The following is an 18,222-nucleotide window of genomic DNA, read 5'->3' on the forward strand; positions in this document are numbered from 1 at the left end:
GGATTGTGATAAAATGCCCGCTCTCTGGTGAAACCCAACAGGAAAGAATCATGATGAGCCTGGCCGGTAAAAAAATCGTTCTTGGCGTGAGCGGCGGCATTGCTGCCTACAAAGCGCCGGAGCTGGTGCGTCGTCTGCGCGAACGCGGGGCAGATGTGCGGGTCGCGATAACCGAAGGCGGTAAAGCCTTTATCACTCCCCTGAGCCTGCAGGCCGTTTCAGGATACCCGGTATCTGACAGCTTGCTCGATCTGGCCGCCGAAGCCGCGATGGGCCATATTGAGCTGGGTAAATGGGCTGACCTGGTCATCCTCGCCCCCGCCACGGCTGATTTAATCGCTCGGGTGGCGGCCGGTATGGCAAACGACCTGGTCTCTACCATTTGTCTGGCCACGCCTGCGCCTGTTGCCGTCGTTCCTGCCATGAACCAGCAGATGTACCGTAACGCGGCCACCCAGCATAATCTGGAGACGCTGGCCTCCCGCGGCCTGCTTATCTGGGGCCCAGACAGCGGCAGCCAGGCCTGCGGCGATGTTGGCCCGGGTCGCATGCTTGACCCGCTGACAATTGTTGATATGGCCGCAGCCCATTTTTCGCCTGTCAACGATCTGCAACATCTCAACATCATGATTACCGCGGGCCCGACGCGCGAGCCGCTGGATCCGGTGCGCTACATCACCAACCACAGCTCCGGCAAAATGGGCTTTGCGATTGCCGCCGCCGCCGCAAGGCGTGGCGCGCACGTCACGCTGGTGAGCGGCCCGGTATCGCTGCCTACCCCTGCGTTTGTGAAGCGAATTGACGTTACCACCGCGCTGGAGATGGAAGCCGCCGTGCAGGCACATGCGCAAAGCCAGCAGATTTTTATCGGCTGTGCGGCCGTCGCAGACTATCGTGCCGAGACGATCGCTGAGGCTAAAATTAAAAAGCAAGGCGATGAATTAACACTAAAAATGGTGAAAAACCCGGACATTGTTGCCGGTGTCGCCGCACTAAAAAGCCATCGTCCATACGTTGTTGGGTTTGCCGCAGAAACGAATAATGTGGAAGAATATGCCCGGCAAAAACGTACCCGCAAAAACCTCGATTTGATTTGCGCGAACGACGTATCGCTGGCCACACAAGGATTTAACAGCGACAGCAACGCACTGCACCTTTTCTGGCAGGATGGAGATAAAGTCTTACCGCTTGAGCGCAAGGAACTCCTGGGCCAACAATTACTCGACGAGATCGTTACCCGTTATGATGAAAAAAATCGACGTTAAGATTCTGGACCCGCGTGTTGGCGAGCAATTCCCGCTGCCAACCTATGCCACCTCCGGCTCTGCCGGTCTTGACCTGCGCGCCTGTCTCGATGACGCCGTAGAACTGGCCCCGGGTGCCACTACCCTGGTTCCAACTGGCCTGGCAATTCACATTGCTGACCCGTCGCTGGCTGCGGTGATCCTGCCGCGTTCTGGCCTGGGCCATAAGCACGGCGTTGTGCTGGGGAACCTGGTCGGCCTGATCGACTCCGACTACCAGGGTCAGCTGATGGTCTCCGTCTGGAACCGTGGTCAGGACAGCTTCACCATTGAACCGGGCGAGCGTATCGCACAGATGGTCTTTGTACCGGTGGTACAGGCAGAATTTAACCTAGTGGCAGACTTTGACGCCACCGACCGTGGCGAAGGCGGCTTCGGCCATTCCGGGCGCAAATAACGGCCCGAAAGACACGTATCTCACAGCGTCATAATGCAATAACAAACCGCAAACGTCAGTTTGCGGTCGCTGTGTGGATGCCAGCCTGGCAAGTGCTTATTTTCAGGGGTATTTTGTAACATGGCAGAAAAACAAACCGCGAAAAGGAATCGTCGCGAAGAAATACTTCAATCTCTGGCTCTGATGCTTGAATCCAGCGATGGCAGTCAACGCATCACCACCGCTAAACTGGCCGCCTCTGTGGGCGTGTCTGAGGCGGCGCTATACCGTCATTTTCCGAGCAAGACCCGGATGTTCGACAGCCTGATCGAGTTTATTGAAGACAGCCTGATCACGCGCATCAACCTGATTCTGAAAGACGAAAAAGACACCACCGCACGTCTGCGTCTGATTGTGCTGTTAATCCTGGGCTTCGGTGAACGCAATCCGGGCTTAACCCGTATCCTTACCGGCCACGCGCTGATGTTTGAGCAGGACAGACTGCAGGGCCGCATTAACCAGCTTTTCGAACGTATTGAAGCGCAGCTGCGCCAGGTACTGCGCGAAAAGAAAATGCGTGAAGGCGAAGGGTACACCATCGATGAGACGCTGCTGGCGAGCCAGATTCTGGCGTTTTGTGAAGGGATGCTCTCCCGCTTTGTGCGTAGCGAGTTCAAATATTGTCCAACGGACGATTTTGACGCCCGCTGGCCGTTAGTCGCTGCTCAGTTGCAGTAACACTGTTGCCGGATGGCGGCTTCGCCTTATCCGGCCTACGAAATGCGTAGGCCAGGTAAGCGTCGCGCCACCGGGCAATTTAATTACACCCCGAACTCTTCCCGGTACGCACGTACCGCCGCCAGATGGTCCGCCATCTCAGGCTTCTCTTCCAGATACGCAATCAGCTCTTTCAGGGTAATAATCGACGTCACTTTGCAGCTGTAATCGCGCTCGACTTCCTGAATAGCGGAAATTTCACCGCGACCGCGCTCCTGACGATCCAGGGAAATCAGCACGCCAGCAAGCGTCGCACCGTTGGCCTGAATAATCTCCATCGATTCGCGGATCGCCGTGCCTGCGGTAATCACATCGTCCACCAGCATGACGCGGCCCTGCAGCGCGCTGCCGACCAGATTCCCGCCTTCCCCGTGGGTTTTAGCCTCTTTGCGGTTAAAGCAGTACGGCACGTCGCGGTCATGGTGTTCCGCCAGCGCCACCGCGGTGGTGGTCGCAATCGGAATGCCTTTATAGGCCGGGCCAAACAGCAGGTCAAAATCAATCCCGGAATCAACCAGCGCTTCGGCATAGAAACGGCCTAACAATGCCAGATCGCGCCCGGTATTAAACAGCCCGGCGTTGAAGAAATAGGGGCTCTTACGCCCGGATTTCAGCGTAAATTCGCCAAACTTAAGTACCTGCTTGTTAAGCGCAAACTCAATAAACTGGCGCTGATACGATTTCATGGATTTGCTCCTTTGGTTTTTCTGTCTTACAGGCAAAAAAAAGGCGACTCATTGGTCGCCTTTAAAATCAATTTTCTAACGCCGCTTTCTGCGTCGTTACAATGGATTCGATTCCCCCTCGGGCCAGCGCCAGCAGGGAGAGAAGTTCTTCGTGGGTGAACGGCTCGCCTTCCGCCGTACCCTGTACTTCAATGATGCGACCGTCTTCAGTCATCACCACATTCATGTCGGTTTCGGCTGCGGAATCTTCAACGTATTCCAGATCGCAAAGCGCTTCGCCGTTAACGATACCGACAGAAACCGCCGCAACCATGCCTTTCATTGGGTTGGTTTTCAGCTTACCGGCAGCAACCAGCTTGCTCAGGGCATCCGCCAGCGCTACGCAGGCACCGGTAATGGACGCAGTACGCGTGCCGCCGTCTGCCTGAATCACGTCGCAGTCCAGCGTGATGGTGAATTCACCGAGGATTTTCAGGTCAACGGCGGCGCGCAGCGCACGCGCGATCAGGCGCTGAATCTCCATGGTACGACCGCCCTGCTTACCCTTTGCCGCTTCACGGGCATTACGGGTATGGGTCGCACGCGGCAGCATGCCGTATTCTGCGGTGATCCAGCCCTGGCCCTGACCTTTCAGGAAGCGCGGAACGCCTTCTTCGATGGACGCGGTGCACAGCACTTTAGTGTCACCAAACTCAACCAGCACGGAGCCTTCAGCGTGTTTTGTATAGTTACGGGTCAGGGTGACGGGACGCACCTGATTGGCGCTACGACCTGATGGACGCATGATGGATTCTCCGGCTTGAAACGAATGTGGCTGCGCATTATACGGATAAAGGACGCTTATTCCTATCCTGAGAAGCCCCCGAAAGCTATAATCCCCCCATCTCTCCTTTAAAAACGGGAATGTCTATGATCCGCAGTATGACCGCCTACGCCCGGCGTGAAATCAAGGGTAGCTGGGGCAGCGCCACATGGGAAATGCGCTCGGTAAACCAGCGTTACCTGGAAACGTATTTCCGTATGCCGGAGCAGTTCCGCAGCCTTGAGCCTGTCGTACGTGAACGTATCCGTACGCGTCTGACGCGCGGAAAAGTGGAATGTAACCTGCGCTTTGAGCCCGATGCCAGCGCACAGGGCGAGTTGATTCTTAACGAAAAACTGGCGAAACAGCTCGTGAATGCGGCGAACTGGGTCAAAATGCAGAGCGATGAAGGCGAAATCAACCCGGTTGATATTCTGCGCTGGCCTGGCGTCATGGCCGCCGGTGAGCAGGATCTGGATGCTATTGCCGCTGAAATCCTGGCAGCCCTCGACGGCACGCTGGACGACTTTATCGTTGCCCGCGAAACCGAAGGTCAGGCGCTGAAAGCGATGATTGAGCAGCGTCTTGAAGGCGTGAGCACCGAAGTAGCCAAAGTCCGCACCCATATGCCAGAAGTGCTGCAATGGCAGCGCGAGCGTCTTGTTGCCAAACTGGAAGAAGCGGAAGTTCAGCTGGAAAACACCCGTCTGGAACAAGAGCTGGTGCTAATGGCGCAGCGTATTGATGTCGCTGAAGAGCTGGACCGTCTGGAAGCTCACGTTAAAGAAACCTACAACATTCTGAAGAAGAAAGAAGCTGTGGGCCGCCGTCTGGACTTTATGATGCAGGAGTTCAACCGCGAGTCCAACACCCTGGCGTCTAAATCGATCAATGCCGAAGTGACGAATTCAGCGATTGAGCTGAAAGTGCTGATTGAGCAGATGCGCGAGCAGATCCAGAATATCGAGTAATGCCTTTTGGGTGGTGTCAACTGCACCACCCATTACTATTTCTAATCCATCTCAACACCCATTTTTGCGCCTCACCGCCTACCATCAAGCCTACTCAAGATAAATTGATAAAATTTTATAGGGCAACCTAACTCGCCTTAGAAAATCTCAATCGTGATCTTGCGCACAAATCGCTAACCTCCCCCGCGTTCACACCGGAGGGTATATGCTGCTTCACATCCTTTATCTCATTGGCATCACTGCAGAAGCCATGACCGGCGCGCTTGCCGCCGGACGTCGCCGTATGGACACCTTCGGCGTAATCATTATTGCTACCGCGACCGCGCTGGGCGGCGGTTCCGTGCGCGATATCCTGCTTGGCCATTACCCGCTCGGCTGGGTTAAACACCCTGAGTACGTGATTATCGTGGCGACGGCTGCCGTGTTAACCACCATCGTAGCGCCCGTTATGCCCCATCTTCGCCGTCTGTTCCTGGTGCTTGATGCGCTGGGGCTGATCGTCTTTTCGATCATCGGTGCGCAAATCGCGCTCGATATGGGGGAAGGACCGGTTATCGCTACCATTGCTGCCGTGGTCACGGGCGTATTCGGTGGTGTGCTGCGCGATATGTTCTGCAAACGCATCCCCCTGGTCTTTCAAAAAGAGCTGTATGCCGGCATCTCCTTTGCGGCAGCGGTGCTTTATATCGCCCTGCAGCACTACGTTTCGAACCATGATGTGGTGGTCATCTCGACGCTGTTGTTTGGCTTTACGGCCCGCATGCTGGCGCTGCGTCTGAAGCTCGGGCTGCCCGTTTTCCATTACAAACACAGCGCACACTAGCTTCAGAACCCGTTGATGTGCTGTTCAGCGAGCCATTTCGCCAGCACATCAATCTGAGGCGCGTGCATCCAGTTAACGATTTGCCTTGCCTTCTCCTCGCCTGTTCCCGGCAGGGCCTGCCAGTCCTTTGCGTTGCGCCCGCTCATCTCCTGCCACGATATGTCGCCCATCGCCTTCAGCGAAGCCTGCGTCATTGGCACACCCAATGCCATGAGCCAGCGGATTAACGGCTTCTCGCGCACCAGATTGAATCGGTGCCAGAGCGCAAGCCCGCGTGCTGAGGAAAACCCCGGTGTAGCCTGCAGCTGCGCCTGAGTTAATAGCAGCCATGAAAAGAGATGTTCAAAACGATGCGCCTGCCAGAGAGTCCGCCAGCCTGACTCGCCTAATCCTTCAATATCTAAGACCTGCTTTGAGCTGAGCCACGTCAGCCGGGCAAAGAACTGCTCCATACACTCCGGCGAAGCATAGAAACAGCTAAGCGCATGATAGCCCGGGGCCGGAGGTTCTGGTTTATGCCTGTCCGTCCCACGCCAGAGCACCTTATCAAACCGGGGGATACCCTGCCCGGCCAGGCTGACCTGTATCTGGTCCCCCGGGGCAATATCCAGCCTCTGCCAGCGCCCAACCGAGCCCAGACTCACCCGCTGCACCTGTTTATCATCCAGTTGCACGGGTTCCAGCGCTGCTACAACGGAAATTTTACCCGTTCTCCCTACGGAAAAATGAATATCTCTCACCTCAGCGGCCTGGGCTGCAGGAGGATATTTCCAAGCGACAACCCAGTTGCCTTCTCCCGGTAACCAACCTTCGCCCGCGGGTTCATCCTGCGAACGCACCACAATGCCATCCGTGGCAAAGGGTAATGCGGTCGCGTGCCAGGCCGCGCGCTGTTTCTCGACGGTATCGACAGATTCGGCGGGTAGCGTGTACCGTGCCGACAGCGTAAAACCGGCCTGAGACAGTTCAGCTAAAGAGGTCTGCATATCTTTCGGACCGTCCGGCCAGGCCCAGATGAATACGCCGATCTTGCTTAATAGCGCGTTATCCTTTTGCCGCATCATCGCCCCCGCTACCTTTGCGCGAGCGTTCATTCCGCCCATCTGGTTCTGAATGTGGTTGTCGCGTAACCAGAAAAGCTCGCCCTGTAAGACGCTATTCGCCAGCGCGCCGGTGAGCTTTTGCGGAACCGACGGGATTAAACGCACCTTCCCGGTCCAGTCTTCCCCTTTCAGGCCATCACCGCGGCTGATGGCCTGGGTTAACTTTCCGTCACGATAGACCAGCGTCACCGCCACACCGTCAACTTTCGGCTGCAGCCACAGATGCTGTCGGGCATGCATCCACTGCCTCAGCTCCTCTTTGCTGGCCACCTTATGCACACCCGTGTGGGCAACAGGATGTTTTACGCTTCCCGTCAGCGCGGGGAGTTTCTCTTCTGAAGGCTCACTGCCAAAACAGCGCTGCCACTGCGTTAACCGCCCGTGAAGCTGGTCGTAAACCTCGTCGTTGATCTCGCTCACACCCTGCTTCCAGTAGGCCTCATCCCAGCGTTTGATTTGCGCGCTTAACGACGCCATCTCTTTCTCTGCTTTTGCCTGGGACCACACCGGACATACCGCCGCGCCATAGCCACACCACAACAGCATTAACCCGCTTATCCATCGCCACATCGCTACCCCTCCTTTGCATTGCAGGAGGTATACCCGGATGCCTGAAACAACGCTAACGGCAACGTTTCACAATGCGAGACGCTATCCGGGATTTCTTTTGGTTGCTGAAAACCACAGATAAAACCTGAAAACGGCACGCAAAATTCAATAATCCAGGGGAAAAAGTGTGACAAAGGCTACGTCACGGTGCGCCGACGTGTATAATAAGCCCGTATGTAGGACTTCTTCGTTAACACATACAAAAGACTCTCATGGCTCAAGGCACGCTTTATATTGTTTCTGCCCCTAGTGGCGCGGGTAAATCCAGCCTTATTCAGGCACTGTTAAAAACCCAACCGTTGTACGACACACAGGTTTCTGTTTCTCACACCACGCGCCAGCCGCGTCCGGGTGAAGTGCACGGTGAACATTATTTCTTTGTGGATCACGACGAATTCAGAGCGATGATCGGCAGAGACGCGTTTCTTGAACACGCTGAAGTATTCGGTAATTACTACGGTACCTCGCGTGAAACCATTGAGCAGGTTCTGGCCACGGGCGTGAATGTGTTCCTGGATATCGACTGGCAGGGCGCACAGCAAATTCGCAAGAAAATGCCTGACTCGCGCAGTATCTTTATTTTACCGCCATCGAAAGATGAGTTGGATCGCCGCCTGCGTGGCCGCGGTCAGGACAGCGAAGAAGTGATCGCAAAGCGTATGGAACAGGCTGTTGCAGAAATGAGCCATTACGCGGAATATGATTACCTTATTGTGAATGATGATTTTGATGCCGCCTTGAGCGATCTCAAAACCATTCTTCGTGCAGAACGTCTGCGTATGAGCCGCCAGAAGCAGCGACATGACGCATTAATCACCAAACTGTTGGCAGACTGAACCCACTTTCAGTATCATGCCCAGTCATTTCTTCACCTGTGGAGCATTTTAAGTATGGCACGCGTAACTGTTCAGGACGCTGTAGAGAAAATTGGTAACCGTTTTGACCTGGTGCTGGTCGCCGCGCGTCGCGCTCGTCAGATGCAGGTAGGCGGTAAAGATCCGCTGGTACCGGAAGAAAACGATAAAACCACCGTTATTGCACTTCGCGAAATCGAAGAAGGTCTGATCAACAACCAGATCCTCGACGTGCGTGAGCGCCAGGAGCAGCAAGAGCAGGAAGCCGCAGAACTGCAGGCCGTAACCGCTATTGCTGAAGGTCGTCGTTAATTAAACCTGCGGGTCGCCCTTGTATCTGTTTGAAAGCCTGAATCAACTGATTCAAACCTACCTGCCTGAAGACCAGATTAAGCGTCTTCAGCAGGCGTATCTCGTTGCACGTGACGCTCACGAGGGCCAGACACGTTCAAGCGGTGAACCCTATATCACGCACCCGGTAGCGGTGGCCTGTATTCTGGCCGAGATGAAACTCGACTACGAAACGCTGATGGCCGCTCTGCTGCACGACGTGATCGAAGATACCCCTGCCACCTATCAGGACATGGAACAGCTGTTTGGCAAAAGCGTTGCCGAACTGGTGGAAGGGGTCTCTAAGCTTGATAAGCTGAATTTCCGCGACAAGAAAGAGGCGCAAGCCGAAAACTTCCGCAAGATGATTATGGCGATGGTGCAGGATATCCGCGTCATTCTCATCAAACTCGCTGACCGTACCCACAACATGCGCACGCTGGGCTCACTTCGCCCGGATAAACGTCGCCGCATTGCCCGTGAAACCCTCGAAATCTACAGCCCGCTGGCGCACCGTTTAGGTATTCATCACATTAAAACCGAGCTGGAAGAGCTGGGTTTTGAAGCGTTGTACCCGAACCGCTATCGCGTGATTAAAGAGGTGGTGAAAGCCGCACGCGGTAACCGTAAAGAGATGATTCAAAAGATCCTCTCTGAAATTGAAGGGCGCTTACAGGAAGCGGGGATCCCGTGCCGCGTCAGCGGTCGCGAGAAACATTTGTACTCCATCTACTGCAAAATGGTGCTCAAAGAGCAGCGTTTTCACTCGATCATGGATATCTACGCCTTCCGCGTCATTGTCCACGACTCGGACACCTGCTATCGCGTGCTGGGGCAGATGCACAGCCTTTACAAACCGCGTCCGGGGCGTATGAAAGATTACATCGCCATTCCAAAAGCGAACGGCTATCAATCTTTGCACACCTCGATGATCGGTCCGCACGGCGTGCCTGTTGAGGTGCAGATCCGCACCGAAGACATGGACCAGATGGCAGAGATGGGTGTTGCCGCGCACTGGGCCTATAAAGAGCACGGTGGCGAAAGCAGTACAACCGCACAAATCCGCGCCCAGCGCTGGATGCAGAGCCTGCTGGAGCTTCAGCAGAGTGCGGGCAGCTCGTTTGAATTTATCGAGAGCGTTAAATCCGATCTCTTCCCGGATGAGATTTACGTTTTCACCCCAGAAGGTCGCATTGTCGAATTGCCTGCGGGCGCAACGCCGGTCGACTTCGCTTACGCCGTGCATACCGATATCGGACATGCCTGCGTCGGCGCACGCGTCGACAGACAGCCTTACCCGCTGTCTCAGCCGCTCTCCAGCGGCCAGACGGTAGAAATAATCACCGCTCCGGGCGCACGTCCGAACGCGGCCTGGCTGAACTTTGTCGTAAGCTCCAAGGCGCGCGCCAAAATTCGCCAGCTGCTGAAAAACCTCAAGCGCGATGATTCCGTCAGCCTGGGGCGTCGTCTGCTCAACCACGCGTTGGGCGGCAGCCGTAAGCTGGCTGAAATTCCGCAGGAGAACGTCCAGCGTGAGCTGGAGCGTATGAAGCTCGCGTCGCTTGATGACCTGCTGGCAGAGATTGGCCTCGGCAACGCCATGAGCGTGGTGGTGGCGAAAAACCTGCAGCAAGGCGACACGACAGCGGTGCCAGCAACCACGCAAAGCCACGGACACCTGCCGATTAAAGGCGCGGACGGGGTGCTGATCACCTTCGCAAAATGCTGTCGTCCAATTCCTGGCGACCCGATTATTGCGCACGTCAGCCCGGGCAAAGGGCTGGTTATCCACCACGAGTCCTGTCGTAACATTCGCGGCTACCAGAAAGAAGCCGAGAAATTTATGGCGGTCGAGTGGGATAAAGAGACCGCGCAGGAATTTATCACCGAAATTAAGGTGGATATGTTCAACCACCAGGGTGCCCTGGCGAACCTGACGGCAGCGATCAACACGGCCTCTTCCAATATTCAGAGCCTGAATACGGAAGAAAAAGATGGCCGCGTGTACAGCGCCTTTATTCGTCTGACCGCCCGCGACCGCGTGCATCTGGCGAATATTATGCGCAAGATCCGCGTCATGCCGGACGTGATTAAAGTCACCCGAAACCGAAACTAGGTTTATGAATTCACAACGTTATGCACGTATCTGCGAAATGCTCGCCAGGCGTCAGCCTGACCTGACGGTCTGCATGGAGCAGGTGCATAAACCTCATAACGTCTCTGCTATCGTTCGTACCGCAGATGCCGTCGGTGTGCATGAAGTGCACGCCGTCTGGCCGGACGGCCGTATGCGAAATACGGTCTCGGCGGCGGCAGGCAGCAACAGCTGGGTGTCTGTCAAAAATCATCACACCATTGCCGAAGCCGTATCGCACCTGAAAGGGCGCGGGATGCAGATCCTGGCCACTAACCTGTCCGCTAAAGCCGTAGATTTCCGCGAGATCGACTACACCCGCCCGACCTGCATTTTGATGGGTCAGGAGAAAACCGGGATCACCCAGGAAGCGCTGGATCTGGCGGATCGGGACATCATCATTCCGATGATCGGCATGGTCCAGTCTCTCAACGTCTCCGTGGCGTCCGCGCTCATTCTGTATGAAGCGCAGCGCCAGCGTCAAAACGCCGGGATGTACGAGCGCAGCAACAGCATGCTGCCGGAAGAGGAACAGCAGCGCCTGCTGTTTGAAGGTGGTTATCCGGTGCTGGCTCGCGTTGCGAAGCAGAAAAAATTGCCTTACCCCCACGTCAACGCGCAGGGCGAAATTGAAGCCAATGCCGAGTGGTGGGCCACCATGCAGTACGCCGGGTAAGCGATGAAAGGCCGCCTGCTGGATGCTATCCCGCTTAACAGCCTGACGGGCGTGGGCGCGGCGCAAAGCAATAAGCTGGCAAAAATTGGCCTGCACACCGTGCAGGATCTCCTGCTTCACCTCCCCCTGCGTTATGAAGACCGCACCCAGCTCTACAAGATTGGCGATCTCCTTCCCGCGATTTACGCCACCGTTGAAGGCGAGGTCCTGAACTGCAACATCACCTTCGGCGGACGCCGGATGATGACCTGCCAGATCAGCGACGGCACCGGCATTCTCACCATGCGTTTTTTCAACTTCAGCGCGGCGATGAAAAACAGCCTGGCGACGGGCCGCAGGGTGCTGGCCTATGGCGAGGCCAAACGCGGGAAGTACGGCGCAGAGATGATCCACCCGGAGTACCGCGTGCAGGGCGATCTCAGCACGCCGGAAATGCAGGAGACGCTCACCCCGGTTTATCCAACGACCGAAGGCATTAAACAGGCGACGCTGCGTAAGCTCACCGATCAGGCGCTGGAGCTGCTGGATACCTGCGCCATTACCGAACTGCTGCCGCCCGAGCTGGCGCAGGGCATGATGAGCCTGCCCGAGGCGCTGCGCACCCTGCACCGCCCGCCGCCAACGCTGCAGCTAAGCGATTTAGAAAGCGGCAAACACCCCGCCCAACAGCGTCTTATCCTTGAGGAATTACTGGCCCATAACCTGAGCATGCTGGCACTTCGCGCGGGCGCGCAGCGTTTCCACGCCCAGCCCTTAAGCCCGCGCGATGAGCTCAAAGATAATCTGCTGGCCTCTCTGCCGTTTAAGCCCACCGGTGCGCAGGCGCGCGTCACCGCCGAAATCGAACGCGATATGGCGCTCGACGTGCCGATGATGCGCCTGGTGCAGGGCGACGTAGGTTCCGGTAAAACGCTGGTCGCCGCGCTGGCGGCCCTGCGCGCGATCGCCCACGGTAAACAGGTGGCGCTGATGGCGCCGACCGAGCTGCTGGCCGAGCAGCACGCCAATAATTTCCGCGCCTGGTTTGCGCCGCTGGGGATTGAAGTGGGCTGGCTTGCCGGGAAGCAAAAAGGCAAAGCGCGTCTTGCGCAACAGGAGGCTATTGCCAGCGGGCAGGTGCAGATGATTGTCGGCACGCACGCCATCTTCCAGGAGCAGGTGCAGTTTAACGGTCTTGCGCTGGTGATTATCGACGAGCAGCACCGCTTCGGCGTGCATCAGCGTCTGGCACTGTGGGAGAAAGGCCTGCAGCAGGGCTTCCACCCGCACCAGCTGATCATGACCGCCACGCCGATTCCGCGCACCCTGGCGATGACCGCCTACGCCGATCTGGATACCTCCACCATCGACGAACTGCCGCCGGGCCGTACGCCGGTCACAACGGTCGCCATTCCTGACACGCGCCGCAGCGATATCATCGACCGCGTGCGCAACGCCTGCACCCATGAAGGGCGTCAGGCCTACTGGGTCTGTACGCTGATTGAAGAGTCTGAACTGCTGGAAGCACAGGCTGCCGAAGCAACGTGGGAAGAGCTTAAGCTGGCGCTGCCGGAGCTGAACGTGGGTCTGGTTCACGGACGCATGAAGCCCGCTGAAAAACAGGCGGTGATGCAGTCGTTCAAACAGGGTGATTTGCATCTGCTGATCGCCACCACGGTGATCGAAGTCGGCGTGGACGTCCCGAATTCCAGCCTGATGATCATCGAAAACCCGGAACGTCTCGGCCTTGCCCAGCTCCACCAGCTGCGCGGGCGCGTTGGCCGTGGCGCGGTAGCGTCCCACTGCGTACTCCTCTATAAAGCCCCGCTCTCGAAAACCGCCCAGATGCGGTTGCAGGTGCTGCGCGACAGCAACGACGGTTTTGTGATTGCGCAAAAAGACCTGGAGATCCGCGGCCCGGGCGAACTGCTCGGCACACGTCAGACGGGGAACGCGGAATTCAAAGTGGCGGATTTGCTGCGCGATCAGGCTATGATCCCTGAAGTTCAGCGCCTGGCTCGCCATATTCATGAACGCTACCCCGAACAGGCGGCAGCGTTAATTGAGCGCTGGATGCCGGAAACCGAGCGCTATTCCAACGCCTGATTTCAGGCAAACATCGGCAGCATCAGGTACAGCTTAATCACCAGCGCGTTGACGATATCAATGAAGAACGCCCCGACCATCGGGACCACCAGAAACGCCATGTGCGATGGCCCGAACCGTTCGGTGATCGCCTGCATGTTGGCGATAGCCGTTGGGGTAGCCCCCAGGCCAAACCCGCAGTGACCCGCCGCCAGCACAGCCGCATCGTAGTTTTTTCCCATCATGCGCCAGGTGACAAACATGGCGTATAGCGCCATAAACAGCGCCTGCACCGCCAGAATTGCGACCATCGGCAGCGCCAGCGAGGCCAGCTCCCACAGCTTGAGGCTCATCAGCGCCATCGCCAGGAACAGCGACAGGCAGACGTTGCCGAGCACCGATACCGCCCGTTCAAACACGCGGTAGAAGCCCATCAGCGCCAGACCGTTGCTCAGGATCACCCCGATAAACAGCACGCAGACAAACGTCGGCAGTTCAAACGCTGAGCCCGCCAGCCATTGCGCAACCACTTTGCCCACGGTCAAGCAGATGGCGATCGTCGCGATGGTTTCAATCAGCACCAGCGAGGTAATGCTGCGCCCGACGTCCGGCTTTTCGAACGCGGTCGGCACCAGCTCATCGTCAGGCCTGCCGTTGGGCGTGGTGGAGTGTTTAACCAGATACCGCGCCACCGGGCCGCCAATCAGGCCACCTAGCACCAGACCAAAGGTCGCACAGGCCATCGCGACTTCAGTCGCGTTTTCAAAGCCGTAGCGCTCGATGAACAGCTTGCTCCACGCCGCGCCGGTGCCGTGACCGCCCGAAAGGGTAATCGACCCCGCCAGCAGCCCCATCAGCGGATCCAGCCCCAGCAGCGTCGCCATGCCGATGCCGATAGCGTTTTGCATCAGCAGCAGCCCCACCACCACAATCAGGAATACGCCGAGCACTTTACCGCCCGCCCGCAGGCTTGCCAGGTTGGCGTTCAGGCCGATGGTGGCAAAGAAGGCCAGCATTAGCGGGTCTTTCAGGGACATGTCAAAATCAATTTCCCAGCCCATGCTTTTTTTCAGTATCAGCAGGGCCAGCGCCACCAGCAGACCGCCGGCGACAGGTTCAGGAATGGTGTATTTCTTCAGAAGGGAAACGCTATGTACCAGCTTACGGCCAAGCAGTAAGACCAGCGTTGCGGCAACAAGGGTCGACAACGTATCGAGATGAATCATAGAAGGCTCCTGTTATGCGCGTGTTCCATACACACGCGGCGTTATCCTGGGCCGGTTTGCGCTCTTCATGAGCTCCCGGCGCGAAAAAGTGTAATTTTTTTTCCCGATGCGTTGTAGAAAACCTGCTCACAGCGGCAGATTTTCTTCCCTTTTTTTGCTGGCAATCGTTTGCTTTTACCAGGTGGTCAGATAAAATGCCCGCTTTTCCACCGTGGGATTGCCGCCGATGTCCGTTAACACCATAGAGTCGCCTGATGCGCAACCGATTGCGCAGAAGCAAAATAGCGAACTGATTTACCGCCTTGAAGACCGCCCGCCGCTGCCGCAAACGCTTTTCGCCGCCTGCCAGCATCTTCTGGCGATGTTTGTTGCGGTGATCACCCCGGCGCTGCTGATTTGCCAGGCGCTCGGTTTACCGGCGCAGGACACGCAGCACATTATCAGCATGTCTCTCTTCTCCTCCGGCGTGGCCTCGATTATTCAAATTAAAGCGTGGGGTCCGGTAGGGTCGGGATTATTGTCGATTCAGGGCACCAGCTTTAACTTCGTGGCACCGCTGATCATGGGCGGTACGGCGCTGAAAACCGGCGGTGCGGATGTCCCGACCATGATGGCGGCGCTGTTCGGCACGCTGATGCTGGCCAGCTGTACGGAGATGGTGATCTCCCGCGTTCTGCATCTGGCTCGCCGCGTCATCACCCCGCTGGTTTCCGGCGTGGTGGTGATGATTATCGGCCTGTCGCTGATCCAGGTGGGCCTGACCTCCATCGGCGGCGGCTATGCCGCAATGAGCGACCACACCTTCGGCGCGCCGAAAAACCTGCTGCTGGCGGGTGTGGTGCTGGCGATCATTATTCTGCTTAACCGTCAGCGTAACCCTTACCTGCGCGTCGCCTCGCTGGTGATCGCCATGGCGGCGGGTTACCTGCTGGCGTGGGCGTTGGGCATGCTGCCGGAGAACACCGCGCCGACCAACAGCGCGCTGATCACCGTTCCTACGCCGCTGTACTACGGACTGGGCATTGACTGGGGCCTGCTCCTGCCGCTGATGCTGGTCTTTATGATCACCTCTCTGGAGACCATCGGTGATATCACCGCCACCTCCGACGTCTCCGAGCAGCCGGTGTCCGGCCCGCTGTACATGAAGCGCCTGAAAGGCGGCGTGCTGGCGAACGGCCTGAACTCGTTTGTCTCTGCCGTATTCAACACCTTCCCGAACTCCTGCTTCGGTCAGAACAACGGCGTGATCCAGCTGACCGGCGTGGCCAGCCGCTACGTTGGTTTTGTGGTGGCGCTGATGCTGATCGTCCTCGGCCTGTTCCCGGCGGTAAGCGGCTTTGTGCAGCACATCCCTGAGCCGGTGCTGGGCGGCGCAACGCTGGTGATGTTCGGCACTATCGCGGCCTCCGGCGTGCGTATCGTTTCCCGCGAGCCGCTAAACCGCCGCGCGATCATGATTATCGCGCTGTCGCTGGCCGTCGGTCTGGGTGTTTCCCAGCAGCCGCTGATCCTGCAGTTTGCGCCTGACTGGGTGAAAAACCTGCTCTCTTCCGGCATTGCCGCGGGCGGTATCACCGCTATCATTCTGAACCTCGTTTTCCCGCCTGAGAAAAATTGATTTCTCTCACGGCAGGCAGTCAATGCCTGCCGTGACATCTAATTACACCATTCCCGCCTTGAGGATTGCGCATAAATCGTGCATAACTCCCTTATGTGCGTTTTGCGGGATGGAAGACCATGAAATTTATTGGAAAGCTCCTCATCTATCTTCTGGTAGCCCTGCTCATTGTGATGCTGGCGCTCTACATTCTGCTCCAGACCCGCTGGGGCGCGTCTCAGGTCAGCAGCTGGGTGACGGTGAATACCGACTACGAACTCAGTTTCGACAAGATGAATCATCGCTTTTCGTCGCCTTCCCACATCATTCTGGAAAACGTCACCTTCGGTCGGGACGGTAAACCCGCCACGCTGGTAGCCAAAAAAGTCGATATTGGCCTGAGCAGCCGTCAGATAACCGATCCGCTGCATATGGACACTATCACCCTGTTCGACGGCACGCTGAATCTCTCGCCCCAGACGGCGCCGCTGCCTTTCCAGGCGGATCGCCTGCAGCTGAACAACATGGCCTTTAACAGCCCGAATACCGAATGGGACCTGAGCGCGCAGAAGGTTACTGGCGGCGTCAGCCCGTGGCAGCCGGAAGCGGGCAACGTGCTGGGGAACAACGCGCAGATTCAGATGAGCGCAGGCTCGCTGACCCTGAACGGCGTACCGGCCACCAACGTGCTGATCGAGGGCCAGCTTAACGGCAAGGAGGTGGTGCTGAAAACGATTGGTGCCGATATGGCCCGCGGCTCGCTCACCGGCTCCGCCCTGCGCAACGCCGACGGGAGCTGGATTATCGACACCATGCGCCTGAACGAGATCCGCCTGCAGAGCGATAAAACGCTGATGGCGTTCTTCGCGCCGCTGGCCACCATCCCCTCTCTGCAGATTGGTCGTCTGGACGTGACAGACGCCCGGCTTCAGGGCCCGGACTGGGCGGTGACCGATCTCGACTTAAGCCTGCGCAACCTGACGTTAAGCAAAGGCGACTGGCAGAGCCAGGAAGGCCGCCTGTCCATGAACGCCAGCGAGTTAATCTACGGCTCGCTGCATCTTTTCGACCCGATCCTGAATGCGGAGTTTTCCCCACAGGGTATGGCACTGCGTCAGTTCACCTCCCGCTGGGAGGGCGGCATGGTACGCACCTCCGGCAGCTGGCTGCGCGACGGTAAAGCGCTGGTGCTGGACGATGTCGCTATCGCCGGGCTGGAATACACCCTGCCGCAGAACTGGAAAACGCTGTGGATGGAGCCTCTGCCGGAATGGCTGAACAGCGTCACGCTGCAAAAATTCGGCCTGAGCCGCAACCTGGTGATCGACATCGATCCCGCCTTCCCGTGGCAGATCACCTCTCTGGACGGTTATGGCGCAAACCTGCAGCTGGTGAAAGATCGCCAGTGGGGTATCTGGGGCGGCAGCGCAACCCTGAACGGCGCGGCGGCGACCTTTAACCGCGTGGACGTGCGTCGTCCGTCGCTGGCGCTGAATGCGAACGCCGCCACGGTGAACATTACCGACCTGAGCGCCTTTACCGAGAAAGGCATTCTGGAAGCCACGGCGACGGTTTCACAGCTGCCACAGCGGCAGACCACGGTGAGCCTGAACGGGCGCGGCGTGCCGCTCAACGTACTGCAGCAGTGGGGCTGGCCTGCGCTGCCGATTACGGGCGACGGCAATATTCAGCTCACCGCCAGCGGCAGCGTGCAGGCCAGCGCACCGTTGAAGCCAACGGTGAACGGTAAGCTGAACGCGGTGAATATGGATAAACAGCAGGTGCAGCAGACGATGACGGGCGGTGTGGTTTCACCACCGATGCAATAAACAAGCCGGGTGGCGGCTACGCCTTACCCGGCCTACGATCCCATGTAGGCCCGGTAAGCGA

General features: G+C 57.5%; 16 protein-coding genes. 12 read left to right on the forward strand and 4 right to left on the reverse strand.

What is annotated here, in order from left to right; genetic code table 11:
• The first annotated feature begins 53 nt into the window (after positions 1-53).
• The 3 genes from coaBC (at position 54) to slmA (ending at position 2,418) form a co-directional block, all read left to right on the forward strand.
• Positions 54-1,265 carry a bifunctional phosphopantothenoylcysteine decarboxylase/phosphopantothenate--cysteine ligase CoaBC gene (gene coaBC, locus NQ230_RS22675; RefSeq protein ID WP_257261360.1) on the forward strand — a complete coding sequence of 404 codons (1,212 nt, stop codon included), beginning with the start codon at positions 54-56 and terminating at the stop codon, positions 1,263-1,265.
• Positions 1,243-1,701, forward strand: a complete 459-nt coding sequence (dut, locus tag NQ230_RS22680; protein ID WP_008502691.1) for a dUTP diphosphatase — start codon at positions 1,243-1,245, stop codon at positions 1,699-1,701. Before coaBC ends, dut begins: the two co-directional genes overlap by 23 nt.
• A 120-nt stretch (positions 1,702-1,821) precedes the next feature.
• Positions 1,822-2,418, forward strand: a complete 597-nt coding sequence (slmA, locus tag NQ230_RS22685; RefSeq protein ID WP_121426029.1) for a nucleoid occlusion factor SlmA — start codon at positions 1,822-1,824, stop codon at positions 2,416-2,418.
• 83 nt (positions 2,419-2,501) lie between these two features.
• Here slmA and pyrE read toward each other — a convergent pair whose 3' ends face one another.
• On the reverse strand, positions 2,502-3,143 hold the full coding sequence (gene pyrE, locus NQ230_RS22690) for an orotate phosphoribosyltransferase (protein WP_193805431.1): 642 nt from the start codon (positions 3,141-3,143) through the stop codon (positions 2,502-2,504).
• Positions 3,144-3,210: 67 nt separating this feature from the next.
• Positions 3,211-3,927: a ribonuclease PH gene (gene rph, locus NQ230_RS22695; RefSeq protein WP_121932595.1), complete on the reverse strand. Its 717-nt coding sequence runs from the start codon at positions 3,925-3,927 to the stop codon at positions 3,211-3,213.
• Positions 3,928-4,052: 125 nt separating this feature from the next.
• Here rph and NQ230_RS22700 point away from each other — a divergent pair, with 125 nt between their 5' ends.
• A complete protein-coding gene (locus NQ230_RS22700; RefSeq protein ID WP_023309886.1) occupies positions 4,053-4,916 on the forward strand; it encodes a YicC/YloC family endoribonuclease in 864 nt (287 codons plus the stop codon).
• Positions 4,917-5,121: 205 nt separating this feature from the next.
• Positions 5,122-5,739 carry a trimeric intracellular cation channel family protein gene (locus NQ230_RS22705; protein WP_023334014.1) on the forward strand — a complete coding sequence of 206 codons (618 nt, stop codon included), beginning with the start codon at positions 5,122-5,124 and terminating at the stop codon, positions 5,737-5,739.
• Positions 5,740-5,741: 2 nt separating this feature from the next.
• On the opposite strand, the gene ligB is transcribed toward NQ230_RS22705, so the two are convergent.
• Positions 5,742-7,412: an NAD-dependent DNA ligase LigB gene (ligB, locus tag NQ230_RS22710; RefSeq protein ID WP_257259383.1), complete on the reverse strand. Its 1,671-nt coding sequence runs from the start codon at positions 7,410-7,412 to the stop codon at positions 5,742-5,744.
• A 251-nt stretch (positions 7,413-7,663) separates the two neighbouring features.
• Here ligB and gmk point away from each other — a divergent pair, with 251 nt between their 5' ends.
• From gmk to recG, 5 genes are read left to right on the forward strand one after another with little or no spacing between them, the layout of a single operon-like run.
• Positions 7,664-8,287 (forward strand): guanylate kinase, encoded by a 624-nt coding sequence (gene gmk / locus NQ230_RS22715; RefSeq protein ID WP_008502674.1) that lies wholly within the window; start codon positions 7,664-7,666, stop codon positions 8,285-8,287.
• Between the two features lie 54 nt (positions 8,288-8,341).
• Positions 8,342-8,617 (forward strand): DNA-directed RNA polymerase subunit omega, encoded by a 276-nt coding sequence (rpoZ, locus tag NQ230_RS22720; RefSeq protein ID WP_000135058.1) that lies wholly within the window; start codon positions 8,342-8,344, stop codon positions 8,615-8,617.
• A gap of 19 nt (positions 8,618-8,636) precedes the next feature.
• Entirely contained in the window at positions 8,637-10,751 is a 2,115-nt protein-coding gene (gene spoT, locus NQ230_RS22725; RefSeq protein ID WP_023309883.1) for a bifunctional GTP diphosphokinase/guanosine-3',5'-bis pyrophosphate 3'-pyrophosphohydrolase, read from the forward strand.
• 4 nt (positions 10,752-10,755) lie between these two features.
• Entirely contained in the window at positions 10,756-11,445 is a 690-nt protein-coding gene (gene trmH, locus NQ230_RS22730) for a tRNA (guanosine(18)-2'-O)-methyltransferase TrmH (protein ID WP_257259387.1), read from the forward strand.
• 3 nt (positions 11,446-11,448) lie between these two features.
• Positions 11,449-13,530 (forward strand): ATP-dependent DNA helicase RecG, encoded by a 2,082-nt coding sequence (recG, locus tag NQ230_RS22735; RefSeq protein WP_257259389.1) that lies wholly within the window; start codon positions 11,449-11,451, stop codon positions 13,528-13,530.
• Between the two features lie 2 nt (positions 13,531-13,532).
• Here the strand turns inward: recG and gltS are convergent, their stop codons facing one another.
• Positions 13,533-14,735 carry a sodium/glutamate symporter gene (gene gltS, locus NQ230_RS22740; RefSeq protein WP_121426035.1) on the reverse strand — a complete coding sequence of 401 codons (1,203 nt, stop codon included), beginning with the start codon at positions 14,733-14,735 and terminating at the stop codon, positions 13,533-13,535.
• 226 nt (positions 14,736-14,961) lie between these two features.
• Between gltS and NQ230_RS22745 the strand changes: the two genes are divergently transcribed.
• Together NQ230_RS22745 and NQ230_RS22750 are read left to right on the forward strand one after the other, a co-directional pair.
• Complete coding sequence (locus NQ230_RS22745) at positions 14,962-16,353, forward strand: nucleobase:cation symporter-2 family protein (protein ID WP_257259394.1); 1,392 nt, start codon at positions 14,962-14,964, stop codon at positions 16,351-16,353.
• A gap of 119 nt (positions 16,354-16,472) precedes the next feature.
• Complete coding sequence (locus tag NQ230_RS22750) at positions 16,473-18,161, forward strand: AsmA family protein (RefSeq protein ID WP_257259395.1); 1,689 nt, start codon at positions 16,473-16,475, stop codon at positions 18,159-18,161.
• The last annotated feature ends 61 nt before the right edge of the window (positions 18,162-18,222 follow it).

It is taken from the genome of Enterobacter asburiae, from assembly GCF_024599655.1.
In the GTDB taxonomy this organism is placed as follows: domain Bacteria; phylum Pseudomonadota; class Gammaproteobacteria; order Enterobacterales; family Enterobacteriaceae; genus Enterobacter; species Enterobacter asburiae_D.

Bases quoted from the DNA above. Each gene is read 5' to 3' on its own strand.
- coaBC (WP_257261360.1), top strand. From the start codon at position 54: ATGAGCCTGGCCGGTAAAAAAATCGTTCTTGGCGTGAGCGGCGGCATT.
- dut (WP_008502691.1), top strand. From the start codon at position 1,243: ATGATGAAAAAAATCGACGTTAAGATTCTGGACCCGCGTGTTGGCGAG.
- slmA (WP_121426029.1), top strand. From the start codon at position 1,822: ATGGCAGAAAAACAAACCGCGAAAAGGAATCGTCGCGAAGAAATACTT.
- pyrE (WP_193805431.1), bottom strand. From the start codon at position 3,143: ATGAAATCGTATCAGCGCCAGTTTATTGAGTTTGCGCTTAACAAGCAG.
- rph (WP_121932595.1), bottom strand. From the start codon at position 3,927: ATGCGTCCATCAGGTCGTAGCGCCAATCAGGTGCGTCCCGTCACCCTG.
- NQ230_RS22700 (WP_023309886.1), top strand. From the start codon at position 4,053: ATGATCCGCAGTATGACCGCCTACGCCCGGCGTGAAATCAAGGGTAGC.
- NQ230_RS22705 (WP_023334014.1), top strand. From the start codon at position 5,122: ATGCTGCTTCACATCCTTTATCTCATTGGCATCACTGCAGAAGCCATG.
- ligB (WP_257259383.1), bottom strand. From the start codon at position 7,412: ATGTGGCGATGGATAAGCGGGTTAATGCTGTTGTGGTGTGGCTATGGC.
- gmk (WP_008502674.1), top strand. From the start codon at position 7,664: ATGGCTCAAGGCACGCTTTATATTGTTTCTGCCCCTAGTGGCGCGGGT.
- rpoZ (WP_000135058.1), top strand. From the start codon at position 8,342: ATGGCACGCGTAACTGTTCAGGACGCTGTAGAGAAAATTGGTAACCGT.
- trmH (WP_257259387.1), top strand. From the start codon at position 10,756: ATGAATTCACAACGTTATGCACGTATCTGCGAAATGCTCGCCAGGCGT.
- recG (WP_257259389.1), top strand. From the start codon at position 11,449: ATGAAAGGCCGCCTGCTGGATGCTATCCCGCTTAACAGCCTGACGGGC.
- gltS (WP_121426035.1), bottom strand. From the start codon at position 14,735: ATGATTCATCTCGATACGTTGTCGACCCTTGTTGCCGCAACGCTGGTC.
- NQ230_RS22745 (WP_257259394.1), top strand. From the start codon at position 14,962: ATGTCCGTTAACACCATAGAGTCGCCTGATGCGCAACCGATTGCGCAG.
- NQ230_RS22750 (WP_257259395.1), top strand. From the start codon at position 16,473: ATGAAATTTATTGGAAAGCTCCTCATCTATCTTCTGGTAGCCCTGCTC.